Source organism: Pseudomonas fluorescens Q2-87 (assembly GCF_000281895.1).
Lineage (GTDB): Bacteria > Pseudomonadota > Gammaproteobacteria > Pseudomonadales > Pseudomonadaceae > Aquipseudomonas > Aquipseudomonas fluorescens_S.
The window spans coordinates 5,310,144-5,324,699 of the sequence record NZ_CM001558.1; the positions used below are offsets into that span (position 1 = coordinate 5,310,144).

The 14,556-nt window shown below is 62.1% G+C and carries 13 protein-coding genes; 6 read left to right on the forward strand and 7 right to left on the reverse strand.

Features of this window, described 5'->3' with window-relative positions; genetic code table 11:
- The first annotated feature begins 57 nt into the window (after positions 1-57).
- Complete coding sequence (locus PFLQ2_RS04435; RefSeq protein ID WP_003185701.1) at positions 58-1,305, forward strand: TIGR03862 family flavoprotein; 1,248 nt, start codon at positions 58-60, stop codon at positions 1,303-1,305.
- Positions 1,306-1,368: 63 nt separating this feature from the next.
- Here the strand turns inward: PFLQ2_RS04435 and PFLQ2_RS04430 are convergent, their stop codons facing one another.
- The 5 genes from PFLQ2_RS04430 to PFLQ2_RS04410 form a co-directional block, all read right to left on the reverse strand.
- Entirely contained in the window at positions 1,369-2,706 is a 1,338-nt protein-coding gene (locus PFLQ2_RS04430; RefSeq protein WP_003185703.1) for a DEAD/DEAH box helicase, read from the reverse strand.
- A 58-nt stretch (positions 2,707-2,764) separates the two neighbouring features.
- Complete coding sequence (yedA, locus tag PFLQ2_RS04425; protein WP_003185704.1) at positions 2,765-3,667, reverse strand: drug/metabolite exporter YedA; 903 nt, start codon at positions 3,665-3,667, stop codon at positions 2,765-2,767.
- A gap of 228 nt (positions 3,668-3,895) precedes the next feature.
- Complete coding sequence (locus PFLQ2_RS04420; RefSeq protein ID WP_003185706.1) at positions 3,896-4,507, reverse strand: 3'-5' exonuclease; 612 nt, start codon at positions 4,505-4,507, stop codon at positions 3,896-3,898.
- Between the two features lie 22 nt (positions 4,508-4,529).
- Entirely contained in the window at positions 4,530-5,009 is a 480-nt protein-coding gene (locus PFLQ2_RS04415; RefSeq protein ID WP_003185707.1) for an NYN domain-containing protein, read from the reverse strand.
- A gap of 138 nt (positions 5,010-5,147) precedes the next feature.
- Positions 5,148-5,927 carry a DUF2076 domain-containing protein gene (locus tag PFLQ2_RS04410; RefSeq protein WP_003185708.1) on the reverse strand — a complete coding sequence of 260 codons (780 nt, stop codon included), beginning with the start codon at positions 5,925-5,927 and terminating at the stop codon, positions 5,148-5,150.
- A gap of 179 nt (positions 5,928-6,106) precedes the next feature.
- Here PFLQ2_RS04410 and PFLQ2_RS04405 point away from each other — a divergent pair, with 179 nt between their 5' ends.
- The 3 genes from PFLQ2_RS04405 (at position 6,107) to PFLQ2_RS04395 (ending at position 9,192) form a co-directional block, all read left to right on the forward strand.
- Positions 6,107-6,769, forward strand: a complete 663-nt coding sequence (locus PFLQ2_RS04405; protein ID WP_003185710.1) for a YciC family protein — start codon at positions 6,107-6,109, stop codon at positions 6,767-6,769.
- Positions 6,770-6,863: 94 nt separating this feature from the next.
- Positions 6,864-7,943 carry an endonuclease/exonuclease/phosphatase family protein gene (locus PFLQ2_RS04400; protein WP_033046297.1) on the forward strand — a complete coding sequence of 360 codons (1,080 nt, stop codon included), beginning with the start codon at positions 6,864-6,866 and terminating at the stop codon, positions 7,941-7,943.
- Between the two features lie 13 nt (positions 7,944-7,956).
- Positions 7,957-9,192 carry a hypothetical protein gene (locus tag PFLQ2_RS04395; protein ID WP_003185714.1) on the forward strand — a complete coding sequence of 412 codons (1,236 nt, stop codon included), beginning with the start codon at positions 7,957-7,959 and terminating at the stop codon, positions 9,190-9,192.
- An 18-nt stretch (positions 9,193-9,210) separates the two neighbouring features.
- On the opposite strand, the gene hrpB is transcribed toward PFLQ2_RS04395, so the two are convergent.
- Positions 9,211-11,730 (reverse strand): ATP-dependent helicase HrpB, encoded by a 2,520-nt coding sequence (gene hrpB, locus PFLQ2_RS04390; RefSeq protein WP_003185717.1) that lies wholly within the window; start codon positions 11,728-11,730, stop codon positions 9,211-9,213.
- 95 nt (positions 11,731-11,825) lie between these two features.
- On the opposite strand from hrpB, the gene PFLQ2_RS04385 reads away from it, so the two are divergent.
- A complete protein-coding gene (locus PFLQ2_RS04385) occupies positions 11,826-12,245 on the forward strand; it encodes a hypothetical protein (protein WP_003185719.1) in 420 nt (139 codons plus the stop codon).
- 28 nt (positions 12,246-12,273) lie between these two features.
- On the forward strand, positions 12,274-13,167 hold the full coding sequence (locus PFLQ2_RS04380; protein WP_003185721.1) for a cation diffusion facilitator family transporter: 894 nt from the start codon (positions 12,274-12,276) through the stop codon (positions 13,165-13,167).
- 67 nt (positions 13,168-13,234) lie between these two features.
- Here the strand turns inward: PFLQ2_RS04380 and PFLQ2_RS04375 are convergent, their stop codons facing one another.
- Positions 13,235-14,245, reverse strand: a complete 1,011-nt coding sequence (locus tag PFLQ2_RS04375; RefSeq protein WP_003185722.1) for a DUF6515 family protein — start codon at positions 14,243-14,245, stop codon at positions 13,235-13,237.
- Positions 14,246-14,556 lie beyond the last annotated feature (311 nt).

Sequence of the window (14,556 nt, forward strand, 5' to 3'; positions counted from 1 at the left end):
CCACAGGGACCTCTACTGGTAGAATGCCCCGCCTATTCCCGCGCCCAAGTTCAAATCATGACCTCGACCGCCAAGCCCATCACCCCAAACATCGCCATCATCGGCGGCGGCCCCGCCGGCCTGATGGCGGCCGAGGTGTTGAGCCAGGCCGGCGTCCGGGTCGACTTGTACGACGGCATGCCTTCGGTCGGCAGGAAATTCCTGCTGGCCGGCGTCGGCGGCATGAACATCACCCATTCGGAAGCGTTCCCGGCCTTCCTGTCCCGTTACGCCGAACGTGCGCCGAACCTGGCGCCGCTGCTGCGAGCCTTCGGCGCGGATCAGTTGTGCGCATGGATTCATGGGCTGGGCATCGACACCTTTGTCGGCAGTTCCGGACGGGTCTTTCCGACCGACATGAAAGCCGCCCCGCTGCTGCGCGCCTGGCTCAAGCGTCTGCGTGATGCTGGCGTGGTGATTCACACACGCCATCGCTGGCTTGGCTGGAACGCCGACGGCAGTCTGAGGATCGCAGCGCCGGAGGGCGAAAAGACTCTGCAACCCGACGCGACGCTGCTGGCGCTGGGCGGCGGCAGTTGGTCGCGCCTGGGCTCCGACGGCACCTGGATGCTTGCGCTGGAGCAGCGCGGCGTCGACCTGGCGCCCTTGCAGCCGAGCAACTGTGGGTTCGACGTCCAGGCCTGGAGCGAGTTGATGGTCAATAAGTTCGCTGGCGCCCCCCTGAAGAATATCGCCATCGGCCTCAATGATGATGTGCCACGCCTCGGCGAATGCGTCATCACCGCCACCGGCATCGAAGGCAGCCTGATCTATGCGCTGTCGGCTCCCATCCGCGAAGCGATCAACCATCACGGCAGCGCGACCATTCACTTGGATCTGCTGCCAGGGCGGCCTGTGGATAAAATCGAGCAAGCCCTGAACAAGCCTCGCGGTTCACGCTCGATGGCCAAGCATTTGCACAGCCAGTTGGGGATCGATGGCATCAAGGCCGCGCTCTTGCGCGAACTCGCACCAAGCGAATGCTTCACTGATCCTGCACGGTTGGCCCAGGCGATAAAGGCACTGCCGCTCACCTTGGTGAAAACCCGGCCGCTGGATGAGGCGATCAGCAGTGCGGGTGGCGTGACATTCGAAGCCCTGGATGAACGCTTGATGCTCAAGCAACTACCCGGCGTGTTTTGCGCCGGGGAAATGCTCGACTGGGAGGCGCCGACCGGCGGCTATTTGTTGACGGCCTGCTTTGCCAGCGGCCGGGCGGCGGGGTTGGGGATGGTGGAGTTTCTGCGAAACAGCTGCAAGCTATAAGTTGCAAGCTGCAAGCAAACCGCTTCCAACTTGCAGCTTGCAGCTTAAGACTGGCAGCTGCCCCTACGGCTTCCTCTTACGCGGCCCGGTGTTGAATACCGGCACTTTTCGCACAGGCTTGACCGAAGGTTCCACTGGCGCTGCGTCGCCGCTGTCCACCCACTTGCCCAGGTTGCGCTTGCCGCCACCACCCGAAGCTTTCGGCTTCTTCGGTTTTTTCGGTTTCTTCACGACCTGGCCGCTGGCATCGGTATCCGGCACGCGGTGTTCAGGCTCGAAGTCGTATTCCATCTGCCGGGGCAAGGTCTGACGAGTCAACATCTCGATGGCTGACAGCAGATTCACTTCGTCCGCGCAAACCAGGGAAATCGCCTGCCCCGTGGCGCCCGCCCGGCCCGTACGGCCGATACGGTGGATGTAGTCTTCAGCGACGATTGGCAGGTCGAAGTTCACCACCAGCGGCAAGTCTTCGATATCCAGGCCGCGGGCGGCGACATCGGTCGCCACCAGAATCTGCACTTCGCTGGCCTTGAAGCGATCCAGCGCGCGCTGGCGAGTGGCCTGGGGCTTGTCGCCATGGATGCCGTCGGCGTTGACACCCAGGCCCTGGAGTTTTTCCACCAGCGCATCGACGCCGTTGCGGGTCTTGGCGAATACCAGCACCTGCTTCCACTTGTGCTGGCGCATCAAGTGCACGAACAGCTCCGGCTTGCGCTTCTTGTCCACCGTCACCACCCATTGCTTGACGGTGTTGGCGGCGACGTTGCGCGGGCTCACTTCAATACTCAGTGGATCGTTGAGCATTTGCCCGGCCAGCAGGCGGATCGCGTCGGAGAACGTTGCCGAGAACAGCAGCGTCTGGCGCTTTTTCGGCAAGGCCTTGTAGATATTCGCCAGCTCTTCGGAGAAGCCCAGGTCGAGCATGCGGTCGGCTTCGTCCAGCACCAGCGTTTGCAGCTGGTTGAATTTCAGCGCGTTCTGCCGGAACAGATCGAGCAAGCGGCCCGGCGTGGCGACCAGCAGATCGACGCCTTTGCGCAGTTTCATCATTTGCGGGTTGATGCTGACGCCACCGTACACCGCGTAGGTGCTCAACGGCAGGTTCTGCGCATATTCGCGCACGCTTTCATGGACCTGCTCGGCCAGTTCCCGGGTTGGCACCAGGATCAGCGCCCGCACCGAGTTGGCGGCGACTTTCGGCCCTTCTGTGGTCAGCAACTGCAACAGCGGCACGGCGAAACCGGCCGTCTTGCCCGTGCCAGTCTGGGCCGCGGCCATCAAGTCACGACCGGCCAGTACCGCCGGCATGGCTTGAGCCTGCACCGGGGTCGGGGTCTGGTAGCCGAGCGTCTCGAGGGCGCGCAGCAAGGGTTCGATCAGGCCAAGGGTGGCGAAAGTCATGGAAATACCGTAGGAAAAATCAGCGCAAGGTGTGCAATGCGCGGCAGTTTACCCTAATTCACGCGGCGGCCGGCGCAGGCTTGGGCTTACGCCACTGGGGCAAGCCAATCAACACCACGGCACTGATGATCACCAACATCGCCAAAGCCTCCTCGACACCGATGGTTTCGCCGGCAAACACGATGCCCAGCAACACCGCCACCGCCGGGTTGACGTAGGCGTAACTGGTGGCCGCCGCCGGGCGCACGTGCTTGAGCAGGTACATATAGGCGTTGAAGGCGATGATCGAACCGAAGCCGATCAGATAGAACAGCGCGAACCAGCCCTCCAGCGGTGGCACGCTGTCCAGGTGTTCACCACTGGCGAAGCTGCCAATCAGCAGAACCACACCCGCCACGAGCATTTCCACAGCGCTGGCCATTGCCCCAGCCGGTAACGGCACGTGCTTGCTCAACACCGAACCAAAGGCCCAGGACGCCGCCGCGAATACCAGCAAGGCCGCGCCCAGCGGGCTCGACTGCAAATTGGAGCCCAGATTGAGCATGGCGATACCAATCAGCCCCAGCACAATCCCCGCCCATTCCAGACGGGTATTACGCGCGCCCCAGAAATATCCGCACAGCAGGGTAAACAAAGGCACCGTCGCCACGGCCAACGCCGCCACACCGGACGCCACGCCCGTGTGCTCGGCAATACTCACAGCGCCATTGCCAAAACTGAGCAGCAGCACACCGATGAGCGCCCCAGCCTTCCATTGCGCCCAGGTCGGTGCAGGTGCCCCGCGCCAACGCAAAAAACCGTACATGAGCGATCCGGCCAACACAAAACGAATCCCGGCCAGCAACAGCGGCGGCCAATACTCCACACCGATACGAATCACCAGGTAGGTCGAACCCCAGATGACATATAAGGCGAAAAAGGCGGCGATCAACGGCAGGGGAAAACGGCGTGGGCCAGGCATGTTCAACTCGAATTAAGGACGATGAAAAGCACTATTCTAGGAAGGCGATGGGCAAAGATTAAGTTACAAAAGCTGTTTATCCCACCCATACACTTTGCGGGCGCCAGGCATTTCCAACTGTGGGAGCGGGCTTGCCCGCGAAGGCGGTGTGTCAGTCGACTGCCCTATCAACCGGTACACCGTATTCGCGAGCAAGCCCGCTCCCACAGGATTTGTCAGGTGGTGTGTCTAGAACCCGCGATGGCGCTTGAGGTGTTCATTGATCTTCGCCGCCGGCACTTTCTGCAAACTGCACAGCAAATCATGGGACAACTCCCGCAACCCATGCTTTTGTCGCAGTTCCGCAGCCAGGTGCGCGGTAAGGTTGGCGGCCATTTCGGCGTCGGCCATGGCCCGGTGAGCCTGGCCGGTGTGGGGCAGGCCGGCGAACGTATTGAGCGTGCCGAGCTTGTGGTTCGGCGCCGCTGGCATCAGGCGGCGGGCCAGCAACAGTGAACAGGCAAAGTTCTGCAGGCGGGTGCGCTTGATGCGTCCCAGCTCGAAGTCCCAGAACTTCTGGTCAAACGCGGCGTTATGGGCCAGCAACGGCGTGATGCCAACGAACTCGTTGACCTCATTCATGACCTTTTCCGCCGATGGCGCGCTGCGCAGCATGGCGTTGCTGATGCCGGTCAGTTGCTCGATGAACGCGGGCACGCGCACACCGGCATTCATCAGGCTTTGGTAGCGGTCGACGATCCGACCCTGCTCAAGGATTACCACGGCGATTTCGGTGGCCCGGCAACTGCTGCTTGGCGTGATGCCGGTGGTTTCAAAGTCGATGACTGCGATGCGTTCCAAACCTGTCTGAACTCCGTAAAAATCAATTCTTGAGCAGCAATGCGCCTTCGATCGGCACGTAGCGGCTGGCGGCGCGGATCAGCGAGTTGGCGGTCAGCCCCGGCACGCCATAGGCCACGGCCTGGACCCCATGCTTGCTGATGATGCGTTCGAGCAGCATGTCGAAATCGCCGTCACCGGAGGCCAGCACCACTTCATCGACATGATCGGCGGCGTCCATGATATCCAGCGTGATACCCACGTCCCAATCGCCCTTGGCCGAGCCGTCGCTGCGTTGGATGTAGGGCTTGAGTTTCACGACAAAGCCCAGGTTGCGCAGGATCTGCTGGAATTGCTGCTGCTTGCTGTCGCCGCGATCGATCGCATAGGCATAGGCCTCGACGATCTGTCCTTGCTTGCTGACATCGGCCCACAACGCGGCATAGTTGAAATGGCAACCATAGGCCTGGCGCACGGTGTAGTAGAGGTTCTGGACATCGGCGAACACTGCAATTTTTTTCACCGCGTTTCCTCTTGGATGCACGAGCGCACAGGCTGAACCGGGCACCGGGGCCCGAAAAGTCGCCCAGTATGCCAGCCCCGAGGATTGTTCCGCGAATAATCGGCCCGAGGCGCCAGGGCGCCCCGGACGAATGGCAACTCAGACGAAGGAGTCGTCGTCGCCGAAGGAGGATGAATCGTCGCTGTAGTCCGCGTCGCTGAAACCGTCCTGGTCGCTGCCGTAGGTATCGGTATCGGCCACACGCTGGTCATCGCCCCAGCCGTTGTCGCTGCTGCCGCTGTCGTTGACCGGTTGGGCCGGCTCCTCCTTGAGGATTTCGACAATTTCCTGGGGCTGCTGATTGCTGTGGAACAGGCTGCTGATGCCTTGGGCCAGCATCACGCCGCCGGCCACGCCCGCCGCGGTTTTCAGGGCGCCACCCAAAAAGCTGCCGGCGGCTGGGGCCTGCTGTTGCGGCGCGCCATAGTTGCCGGGCGGCGTGCCATATTGATTGGGCGGCGCGCCAAAGCCCTGCTGGGCAGGCGCGTTGGAGGCAGGCCTTGCCGGTTCGCGCCAGCCGCCACCGGATGCCGGAGCGCTGGGCGCGGGCCGTGAATCGCGGTTGCTGCTGCCACCAAAAATACTCGAGAGAAAACCACCGCTGTTGCCAGATGTCGGCGCCTGGTTGCGCGCCTGTTGCAGCTCAGCCTGCAATTGCTCGACCTGGGTGGTGAGCTGGCGGTTCTGCTCGTCGAGGCGCTTGATCGCAGCCTCTTGCACCAGAATCGCCTGGGCCATGAAATAGCCCGCCGCAGGCTGGCTCGCCAGATGTTCCTTGATCCGCGCCTCGGCCTGGGCATCGCGTGGGGCTGAGTCCTTTTCGGCCTGTTGCAGCCGTGAAAACAGTCCATCGATCAGGGTTTGTTCTTCGCTGTTCATGGCGACCTCATTAGATTGCCGGATAAAAAACCAAACCGGTCCCCAAAAGACCGGTGCCAGCCAGTAATGGGGTTCGGCGAAATGGTTTCAATAGCGTTTACCTGATGATGACGTTTGTTTCATGCAAGCGCCCGATCAGTTTAAAGTGTCGGACCGCTTTGGAACTGCGATACCGACCCATGAATCCGTTTGACGTGTTGCGCGACTCTTTGTATTTCTTCAAGCGTCATCTGGGCCGGATCGCCCAGCTGTGCCTGCCGCTGGTGATACTTGATGCCCTGCTGCAGCAAGGCGTGGACAGCGCCGTCGGCCCCGAGGGTTTCCCCGGCTACAGCGTGGTCGTCGGGCTACTGGTATATCCGCTCTACACCGCCGCGCTGATCCTGTTTCTCGACGCCCGCAGTCGCGGCGAATCACCACGCCCCCGGGACCTGCTCGCAATGGGCGTGACCCTGTGGCCACGCTTCGCCCTGTTGACCGCCCTCAATACGCTGCTGATCCTGGTCGGCCTGTCGTTGTACTTCCTGCCGGGCCTGTGGCTGATGGTGACGCTGGCCTTCAGTGAATACCTGCTGGTATTGAGGGGCCTCACGCCGCTGGCGGCGATGAAGGAAAGCCTGAACATGACCCGCGGCAATTTCTGGCGGATCCTGCTGTGCATCCTCTGCGTCATGGCCCCGCTGTGGCTGCTCAAGGGCGCCAGCATCTCGGTGTACCCTGCGCCCCAGAATCCACTGGTCAGCCTGCTGATCGACAGCGTCCACAGCTTTCTGCAATTGTTTACCAGCGTGGTGCTGTACCGTCTGTTCATGCTGATCGAAGCGACGCCCGGCAATCGCTGACGACACGGCGACGGCTCCGGGCTTGGGCCTGGGCCTGGGAACCGCTCTCGGTTATGCTCGGGGTCACTTTTGCGTATCGCCCATAAGCCGAGCCATGACCCGTCTACTGCGCTACACCTTGCTGGGCCTGCTGTTGATCCTCAGCCTGGCCGCCCTGTCGATCTACGGCCTGACCTGGCGACCCCAACCCCGGGAAGCCGTGCCAGTCAGTTGCAGCGCCAACGCGGCACCGCTGATGCCTGGCCAGGCCCTGAAGGTAATGACCTGGAACGTGCAGTTCCTGGCTGGCAAACGCTATGTGTTCTGGCATGACCTGGCCCAGGGCGACGACGAAAGCCCGACCCTTGAAGACATGGCCTTCAGCCTCGACGAAGTGGCACGGGTGATCCGTGACGAACAGCCGGACGTTGTGCTGCTCCAGGAATTGGACAACGGCGCCAAGGCCAGCGATTACCAGGACCAGCTCAAACTCTTGCACGAACGGCTGGCCGATCTCTATCCATGCACCACCAGCGCCTTCGACTGGAAGGCCGATTTCATCCCCCTCCCCCACATCTTCGGCAGCGTCGGCCGGCAGCTGGCGACGCTGAGCCGCTACCGCATCGACCACGCCGAACGGGTGCAACTGCCGGTGGCCGACGCCAACTTCGTCAGCCGGCAGTTCCAACCCAAAAATGCCCTGTTGGCGAGCACCCTGGCGCTGAGCGGCGGCGGTCAGTTGGTGGTGCTCAACACCCACCTGGAAAGGGCCACTGCACCAGACGAAACCCTGCCCAGCCAGGTCAGCGCCGTGTCCAAGGCGCTGGATAAACTCGAATCCTCCGGCACGCCATGGCTGATCGGTGGCGATTTCAACCTGCTGCCCCTGGGCCAGTATCGGCGCTTGCCTGCCGAACAGCGCACGCCCTACTCGGCCGACAGCCCGTTGCACCTGCTGTGGGACAAATACCCGATGATCCCCACCAACAACGAGGCCAGCGGCATCGACCGCGAACACTGGCTGACCCACTACCCCAACGACCCCGGCCTCAACGGCCCCGACCGCACCGTCGACTACCTGTTCTACAGCCCACGAATCAAACGGGTCGAAGCCCAGGTACGGCAGGACGATACCTTGCGCATCTCCGATCATTTGCCGGTGATTGCGCGTTTTTTGTTGCCGGCAATGCCTTGAACGGAATTTCACCGTGACCGTAATCGTCCTGATCAACCCCGAGAATGACCCGCACTTGATCGCCGACTGTTTGATCAGCGCGGACGGTCCAGACAAACGCCAGTCGTTGTCCGTATGGATTCCTTCACTGGGGTTGATACCCACTGATTGGAATGATGATGGCGGACCATTTCATATCGCGCGCATGGGGCGAAAAACCTACATCCTGCCGAACAACAGCGGCATGCTCGCCTTTGCGGGGGATTGTCGATCGGCGTATGAATTCTGGGTGGCGCTTTCAAAGTCGATTGACATCAAGCTCGGCTACCAGCCCGATGCCATGATCGATACCAACACCATCGACCAGGTTCTATTGGGCATGAGCAGGACTGCGGGGGCATTTCACATACTGGGCGTTTTACTGGATGGAAAAGGTGGAAAGCACGCCTATATTCATCGCCCCGAAGCCATGATGACCACGCAGAATTTTGGAACCTGCTACCTCGCCGGCTCAGGGACAAATCATCTAAAGAGCCAGATCGAAACGGAAGACGAACGCTTCACTTCAATCGAGCAATGGCCTTGGGCACATATCTCCCCAACTGAAGAACTGGCGGAGTCCTTGTGTTCCAACATGCTGTATTACGAATCCGACATCCACAACGGACGCAAACCCAATACGCCTATCCATGACCGGTTCGGCGGATTTTATGAATGGTACAGCATTAAATCTGCCGGGATAAAACCCACGCCTCCCAGAATCGACTTGAATATCCTGGTCAAGGACGATGCCCTGTATCTGACCCGCCTCCATTTTTCCGAAAGCACTCACCCACCTTTGGATGACGCTGACTTCAAAGGGTCGCAAATCATCTTGAAGGTTTTGACGTTCTGCCTGAAAACAGAAGAATTTGACCCACATCGGCTGTTTGACAAACTGGCGTTCACATTCGAGCAGGTCGACGGCGTACTCATCGAGCGGTTCTTCAACCACTACGATAGAGATGCAAATTCGTCGCTATCGGACCCCAGAATTTCAGGCATCGTCCCAGCGGACGTCCTGCAACAGGACTTTGGACACGGCTTGCCGGTCAAGAGAGTTCGCCTGACCGTATCGGTCAACGGATACGCCGTTGTAAAGGGCGTGACCGAAAGCGACGAATCCCTCGCACCGGCGAGAATCCATTATGCCAACGGCCAGGTATCAGTGGCCTTCTCCGAAAAAACAGCTGTTTTGATTGCAGACATCGTCTCTAGGCATCTGAACTAGTATCTGTGATACCAGGCACTAGGCCTTACGCGGCTTGACCCGCGCCGTCGCCTCCGCCACCAGCGGATCATCCGGCCAGTAATGCTTGGGATAACGCCCTTTCAGATCCTTCTTCACCTCGGCATAAGTGCTGCGCCAAAAGTTCGCCAAATCCTGGGTCACTTGCACCGGACGCCGTGCCGGTGACAGCAAGTGCAGCTTGACCACTTGCCGGCCACCGGCGATGCGCGGCGTGTCGGCCAGGCCGAAGAGCTCCTGCAAGCGCACGGCCAGGACGGGAGGATGTTCGCTGTAGTCCAGGCGAATCGACGAGCCCGAGGGCACGCTCAAATGGTGCGGCGCCAGTTCATCCAGGCGTTGCGGCAACGGCCAGGGCAGCAGGTTACGGACAATGCTCGACAAGTCCAGGTTGGCGAAATGACTAAGACGCGAGACTCGTCCCAGATACGGCATGAGCCAGTGCTCAAGGATCTTCAACAAGGCTGTGTCGCTGACGTCTGGCCATTCGCTTTCGCCCTTGGCCTCCAGGTCCAGCCGGCGCAGCAGCGCCACCCGCGCTTGCCATTGCCGCAGCTCCGGGGTCCAGGGCAGCAGCTCCAGCCCCTTGCGCCGCACCAGGTTCACCAACGCCTGGCTGCGGGCTGATTCGTCCAGGCCGGTCAGCGGTTCGCGGCTGAGGACCAGTTCGCCGACCTTGCGCTGGCGCTCGGCGCGCAGCACGCCTTCGCGCTCGTCCCAATCCAGTTGGTCCACCACGCGGACTTGCTCGGCCAGCACCGAATCGAACAGCGCCGGGTCGAAATCCGTCGCCAGGTAGATCCGCTCTTCGCGCTGGCCCTGACGGCTGCCCAGGTCAGCGATCACCAGCCAAGGCTGTTTCATCAAGCTGTCGGCCTCGGCGAACAACGCCGCTCGACCATTGGCCAGACGGTACTCCGCCCCACCGGGCCGCCGTTGCTGGGCGACGCGGTCCGGATAGGCCAGCGCCAGCAACGCGCCGAGCCAGCGCGGATGATCGGGATCGGCGACGGCTTCATCGGCCTTGCCTCGCAGGTAGCCACGATACTGCCGGGCCAATTGCCGCGCCCGCTGCACGCCGCCCTGAGTGCCGCGCGAGGCGCGCTCTTCGCCCGATAGCAGGACCAAACGACTGTGCAGGTCCGCGCCGGCACCGCGCAAAATGTCTCGCTCACCCAACAACGCGGCGACGTTGCACGCCATCTCCGCCAACCCCAGCGCCTGACCGCGCAGCAGCAGATGAGCGATGCGCGGATGCGCCGGCAGTTCGGCCATGGCCTGGCCGTGGCGGGTCAGTTGCTCACCGTCCAGCGCGCCCAGGCGTTGCAACAGATCCTGTGCCTGGGCATAGGCGGCGCTGGGCGGAACGTCGAGCCAAACCAATTGCTGCGGCGTCACGCCCCAGCGCCCCAATTGCAGGGCCAGCCCGGCCAGGTCCGCCGAAAGAATTTCCGCGCTGCCATAAGCGGCCAATTGTTCGTGTTGATCTTCGGACCACAAGCGGTAACACACCCCCGGCTCCAGGCGCCCGGCCCGACCAGCCCGCTGCGTGGCGCTGGCCCGGGAAATGCGCTGGGTGTCGAGGCGGGTCATGCCGCTGCCCGGATCGAAACGCGGCACCCGCGCCAGCCCGGCGTCGATCACCACCCGCACGCCGTTGATGGTCAAGCTGGTTTCGGCGATGTTGGTGGCCAGCACCACTTTTCGCTGACCGGGCGGCGCCGGGTCGATGGCGGCGCGCTGGGCGGCCAGATCGAGTTCGCCATGCAGCGGGCACAGCAACACGTTGCCGCCCTCGCCCAAGGCCTCGGCCAATTGTTGGTGGACGCGACGGATCTCCGCCTGCCCAGGCAGGAACACCAGCACGCTGCCGGTTTCGTCATGCAGCGCTTCCAGCACGGTCTGCACCAGCCGCGGCTCGATGAATTCACCGGGCTGGAACGGACGCCCCCAGCGCACCGTCACCGCAAACATGCGCCCTTCGCTGCGCAGGATCGGCGCATCGTCCAGCAACCCGGCCAGGCGTTCGCCTTCGAGGGTCGCCGACATCAGCAGGATTTTCAGTGGCTGGTCTTCGCGAAACAACTCCCGGCCGTTGAGGCTCAAGGCCAGGGCCAGGTCGGCGTCGAGACTGCGTTCGTGGAATTCGTCGAAGATCAGCAATCCCACGTCTTCCAGCGCCGGATCGTCCTGCAAGCGGCGGGTAAGGATGCCTTCGGTGACCACTTCGATGCGGGTCCTGGGACCGACCTTGCTGTCGAGACGAATCCGGTAGCCAACCGTCTCGCCGACTTTTTCCCCGAGCTCGCTGGCCAGGCGCTCGGCCGCTGCGCGCGCGGCCAGGCGCCGGGGTTCAAGCATCAGGATGGTCTGCCCGGCCAGCCAGGGCTCGTTCAGCAGGGCCAAGGGAACGCGGGTGGTTTTACCGGCGCCGGGCGGCGCTTCGAGCACGGCTTCATGGCGCGATGCCAAGGCCTGGCGCAGGGCGGGTAAAACTTCATCAATCGGCAAAGAAATCATGCTGGCTCCAAAACAGAGGGCCGAGTATAACGGCGAACTGTTTAGCGTGGTCTGGACTCCAACCAGCAACGCCTTTACCTGCTCAGGAGATTGTTATGCGTATTCCCTTTCGCGTGATCGGCGGCGTCCTGGTCGCCACCCTGCTGACCCAGATCAGCGCCTGCGGCTCGATCTTCTACCCTGACCGCCGCGGCCAGATCGACGGCAAGATCGACCCGGCCATCGCTGCGCTCGATGCCGTCGGCCTGCTGTTCTACATCATCCCCGGCCTGATCGCGTTCGCGGTGGACTTTGCCACCGGCGCCATCTATTTCGAACCGGGCAGAAGCGTCCAGATCGAGCCAGAGAAACTCAAGCCGGCCATCAACCCGGACGGCACCGTCAACAACCACAAGCTGCAGGCAATCCTGGAGCGCGAATTGGGCCGTAGCTTCCCGCTGGATGACCCACGCCTGATCCAGCATAAAGGCAGTGCGCAACAACTGGCTGCACTTGGGCTCAAACCAGCCGCGTGATGCGCGCCATAGAAGGAACGACCGCGCCATGACCACCGCAACCGAACATGCACGCCTGCTACGCCTGGCCACCCGGGCGTCGGTGGCCGTGGCGCTTATCCTGGTCGTTGCCAAGGCCCTGGCCTGGTGGCTGAGCGGTTCGGTGAGCATGCTCGCCGGCCTGACCGACTCGGCGCTGGATGGCGTCACCTCGCTGCTCAACCTGCTGGCGGTGCATTACGCGCTGCGCCCCGCCGACGATGATCATCGCTACGGACACGGCAAGGCCGAATCCCTGGCCGGCATGGCCCAGGCATTGTTCATCGGCGGCAGTGCCGTATTGATTGCCTTGCAGGCATTCGAGCGCCTGAAACAGCCCGTCCCAGTGGACGCGCCCTGGCTCAGCGTCGGCGTGATCGTGTTCTCCCTCGGGCTGACCCTGGCCTTGTTGGCGCTGCAACACCGGGTCGTCCAGGCCACAGGCTCCAACGCCGTGCGCGCCGACTCGCTGCACTATCGCTCCGACCTGCTGCTCAACGGCAGTATTTTGGTTGCCCTGGTGCTGGCCGGGTTTGGTTGGTATCAGCTCGACGCCTGGTTCGGCCTGGGCATCGCTGCGTACATTTTATGGAGCGCGGTGCAGATCGCCCGGGAAAGCTTCGCGGTACTGATGGACGAGGAATTGCCACCCGACGTCAGCCAGCACATGCTGGAACTGGCCTGTGCCGTGCCCGGCGTGCTGGGCGCCCACGACCTGCGCACGCGGATCTCCGGTAACCATTGGTTCGTGCAATTGCATTTGGAGTTGCCGGGCGATCTGACCCTGTCGGTCGCCCATGGCATCAGCGACCAGGCCGCCGACGCCATCCATCGCGCTTATCCAAAGGCCGAGGTGCTGGTGCATGCTGATCCAGTAAAGACAGCTGCAAGCGGCAAGCTTTAAGCGGCAAGCCGAATCGCGATCAGCTTTTACTTGCAGCTTGGAGCTTGGAGCTTGCAACTTGAAGCTGCTACTGAACCTGATACCCACGACTGCTCAAGCAACTGCCCTGGGCCTGGCGATAGGTCTGCACCACTTCCGGTGCTGGTGGGTAGGTGTAGTTGCGCGGATCGAAACCACTCTGCTGCACCGCAAAGCGATAGCAATCGTACCCGTCCTGATTGACCTGCTCGGGCGACTGGCCGTTGGCCGGGTAGGCCACTACATCATAGTTGTTGCCCTGGGGCTGGGGTTGCGGGTTGGCCACTGGCGGCTCGACCACGACGTAGTCCTGGGTATTGGCCTCGTAGATGTAATAGGCACCGGCGGCGAGGAAAAACAGCGAACTGCCGATCCATACTTCCCTGGCGTAATCCGGCAGGTAACGGGTGCGAATGCCCCGCGGCGGCTCGACCACTACATAGCGCGGACCTTGGGGGCGATACCAGTAGCCACCGGAGTAGAAATAATCCTGGCCGCGATAAGGCACGCGGTAGTTGCGATCCGGGAAGCGGTCGATCACATAACCCGGACGATACTGCGGGCCCGGACCCCAGCCATTGCCATGGCCGTCCGGCCGACCGGACCAGTGCTGGTCGGGGCGATTGTCATGACCTGGGCGCGGACCGCCATTGGGATAACCGTCGTTGCGGCGCGGAATGTCACGGTAATAACCCGGTTGCGGCTCCCGGGTCTGGTTCACGCTGTCGGGCCGGCCCTGGATCGGCAGATTGTTGCCAGGTTGCTGCGGCGGGCGGCCATAGCCATTGGGGTCTTGGGGCGAACGTTCATAATGCTGGCCCCCTCCCTGGTTTCGGGGCTGTGGCTGGACCTCGAACTGACGACTGTTGTCGCCGCGAATGATTTCGTTGCTCTGCGGCCGCTGCTGCCCCGAGTAACCCTGACCGTTGCCGCCGCGCCCTTCATGGCCGCGACCGCCGTCCGGACCACCAGGATTTTGCTGATCATCGGCCATTCCCTGCGCACTGACACTTGCCCACAACAGACCAACACCTGCCAAACGCCAGATGCGCGACTTCATGTTATTCCTCACAACGGTTCAGGGCCTGATGATAAGACTGGAGAACGCCCAGGCCGGTTCTGCAACAGGTTATCAGTCGCGGGGTTTATTTCGCAGGCATAAAAAAGGGAGACCCGTCGGCCTCCCCTTGAGAATTTCGTCCGTGCTCGACGCTTTTGACGTCGGCTCACCTCACGCCGTTTTCTGGACAGTGTGCAGCTCGGGGGTCTGCCGACACCGGTGGGTGCCGCGACCGCAGCCGGCCTGATTGGGCGGGCCGCACTGGACTGTTTGTCCGAGCAGTGATCTTGGTGATAAGGATAAGGGCCGGG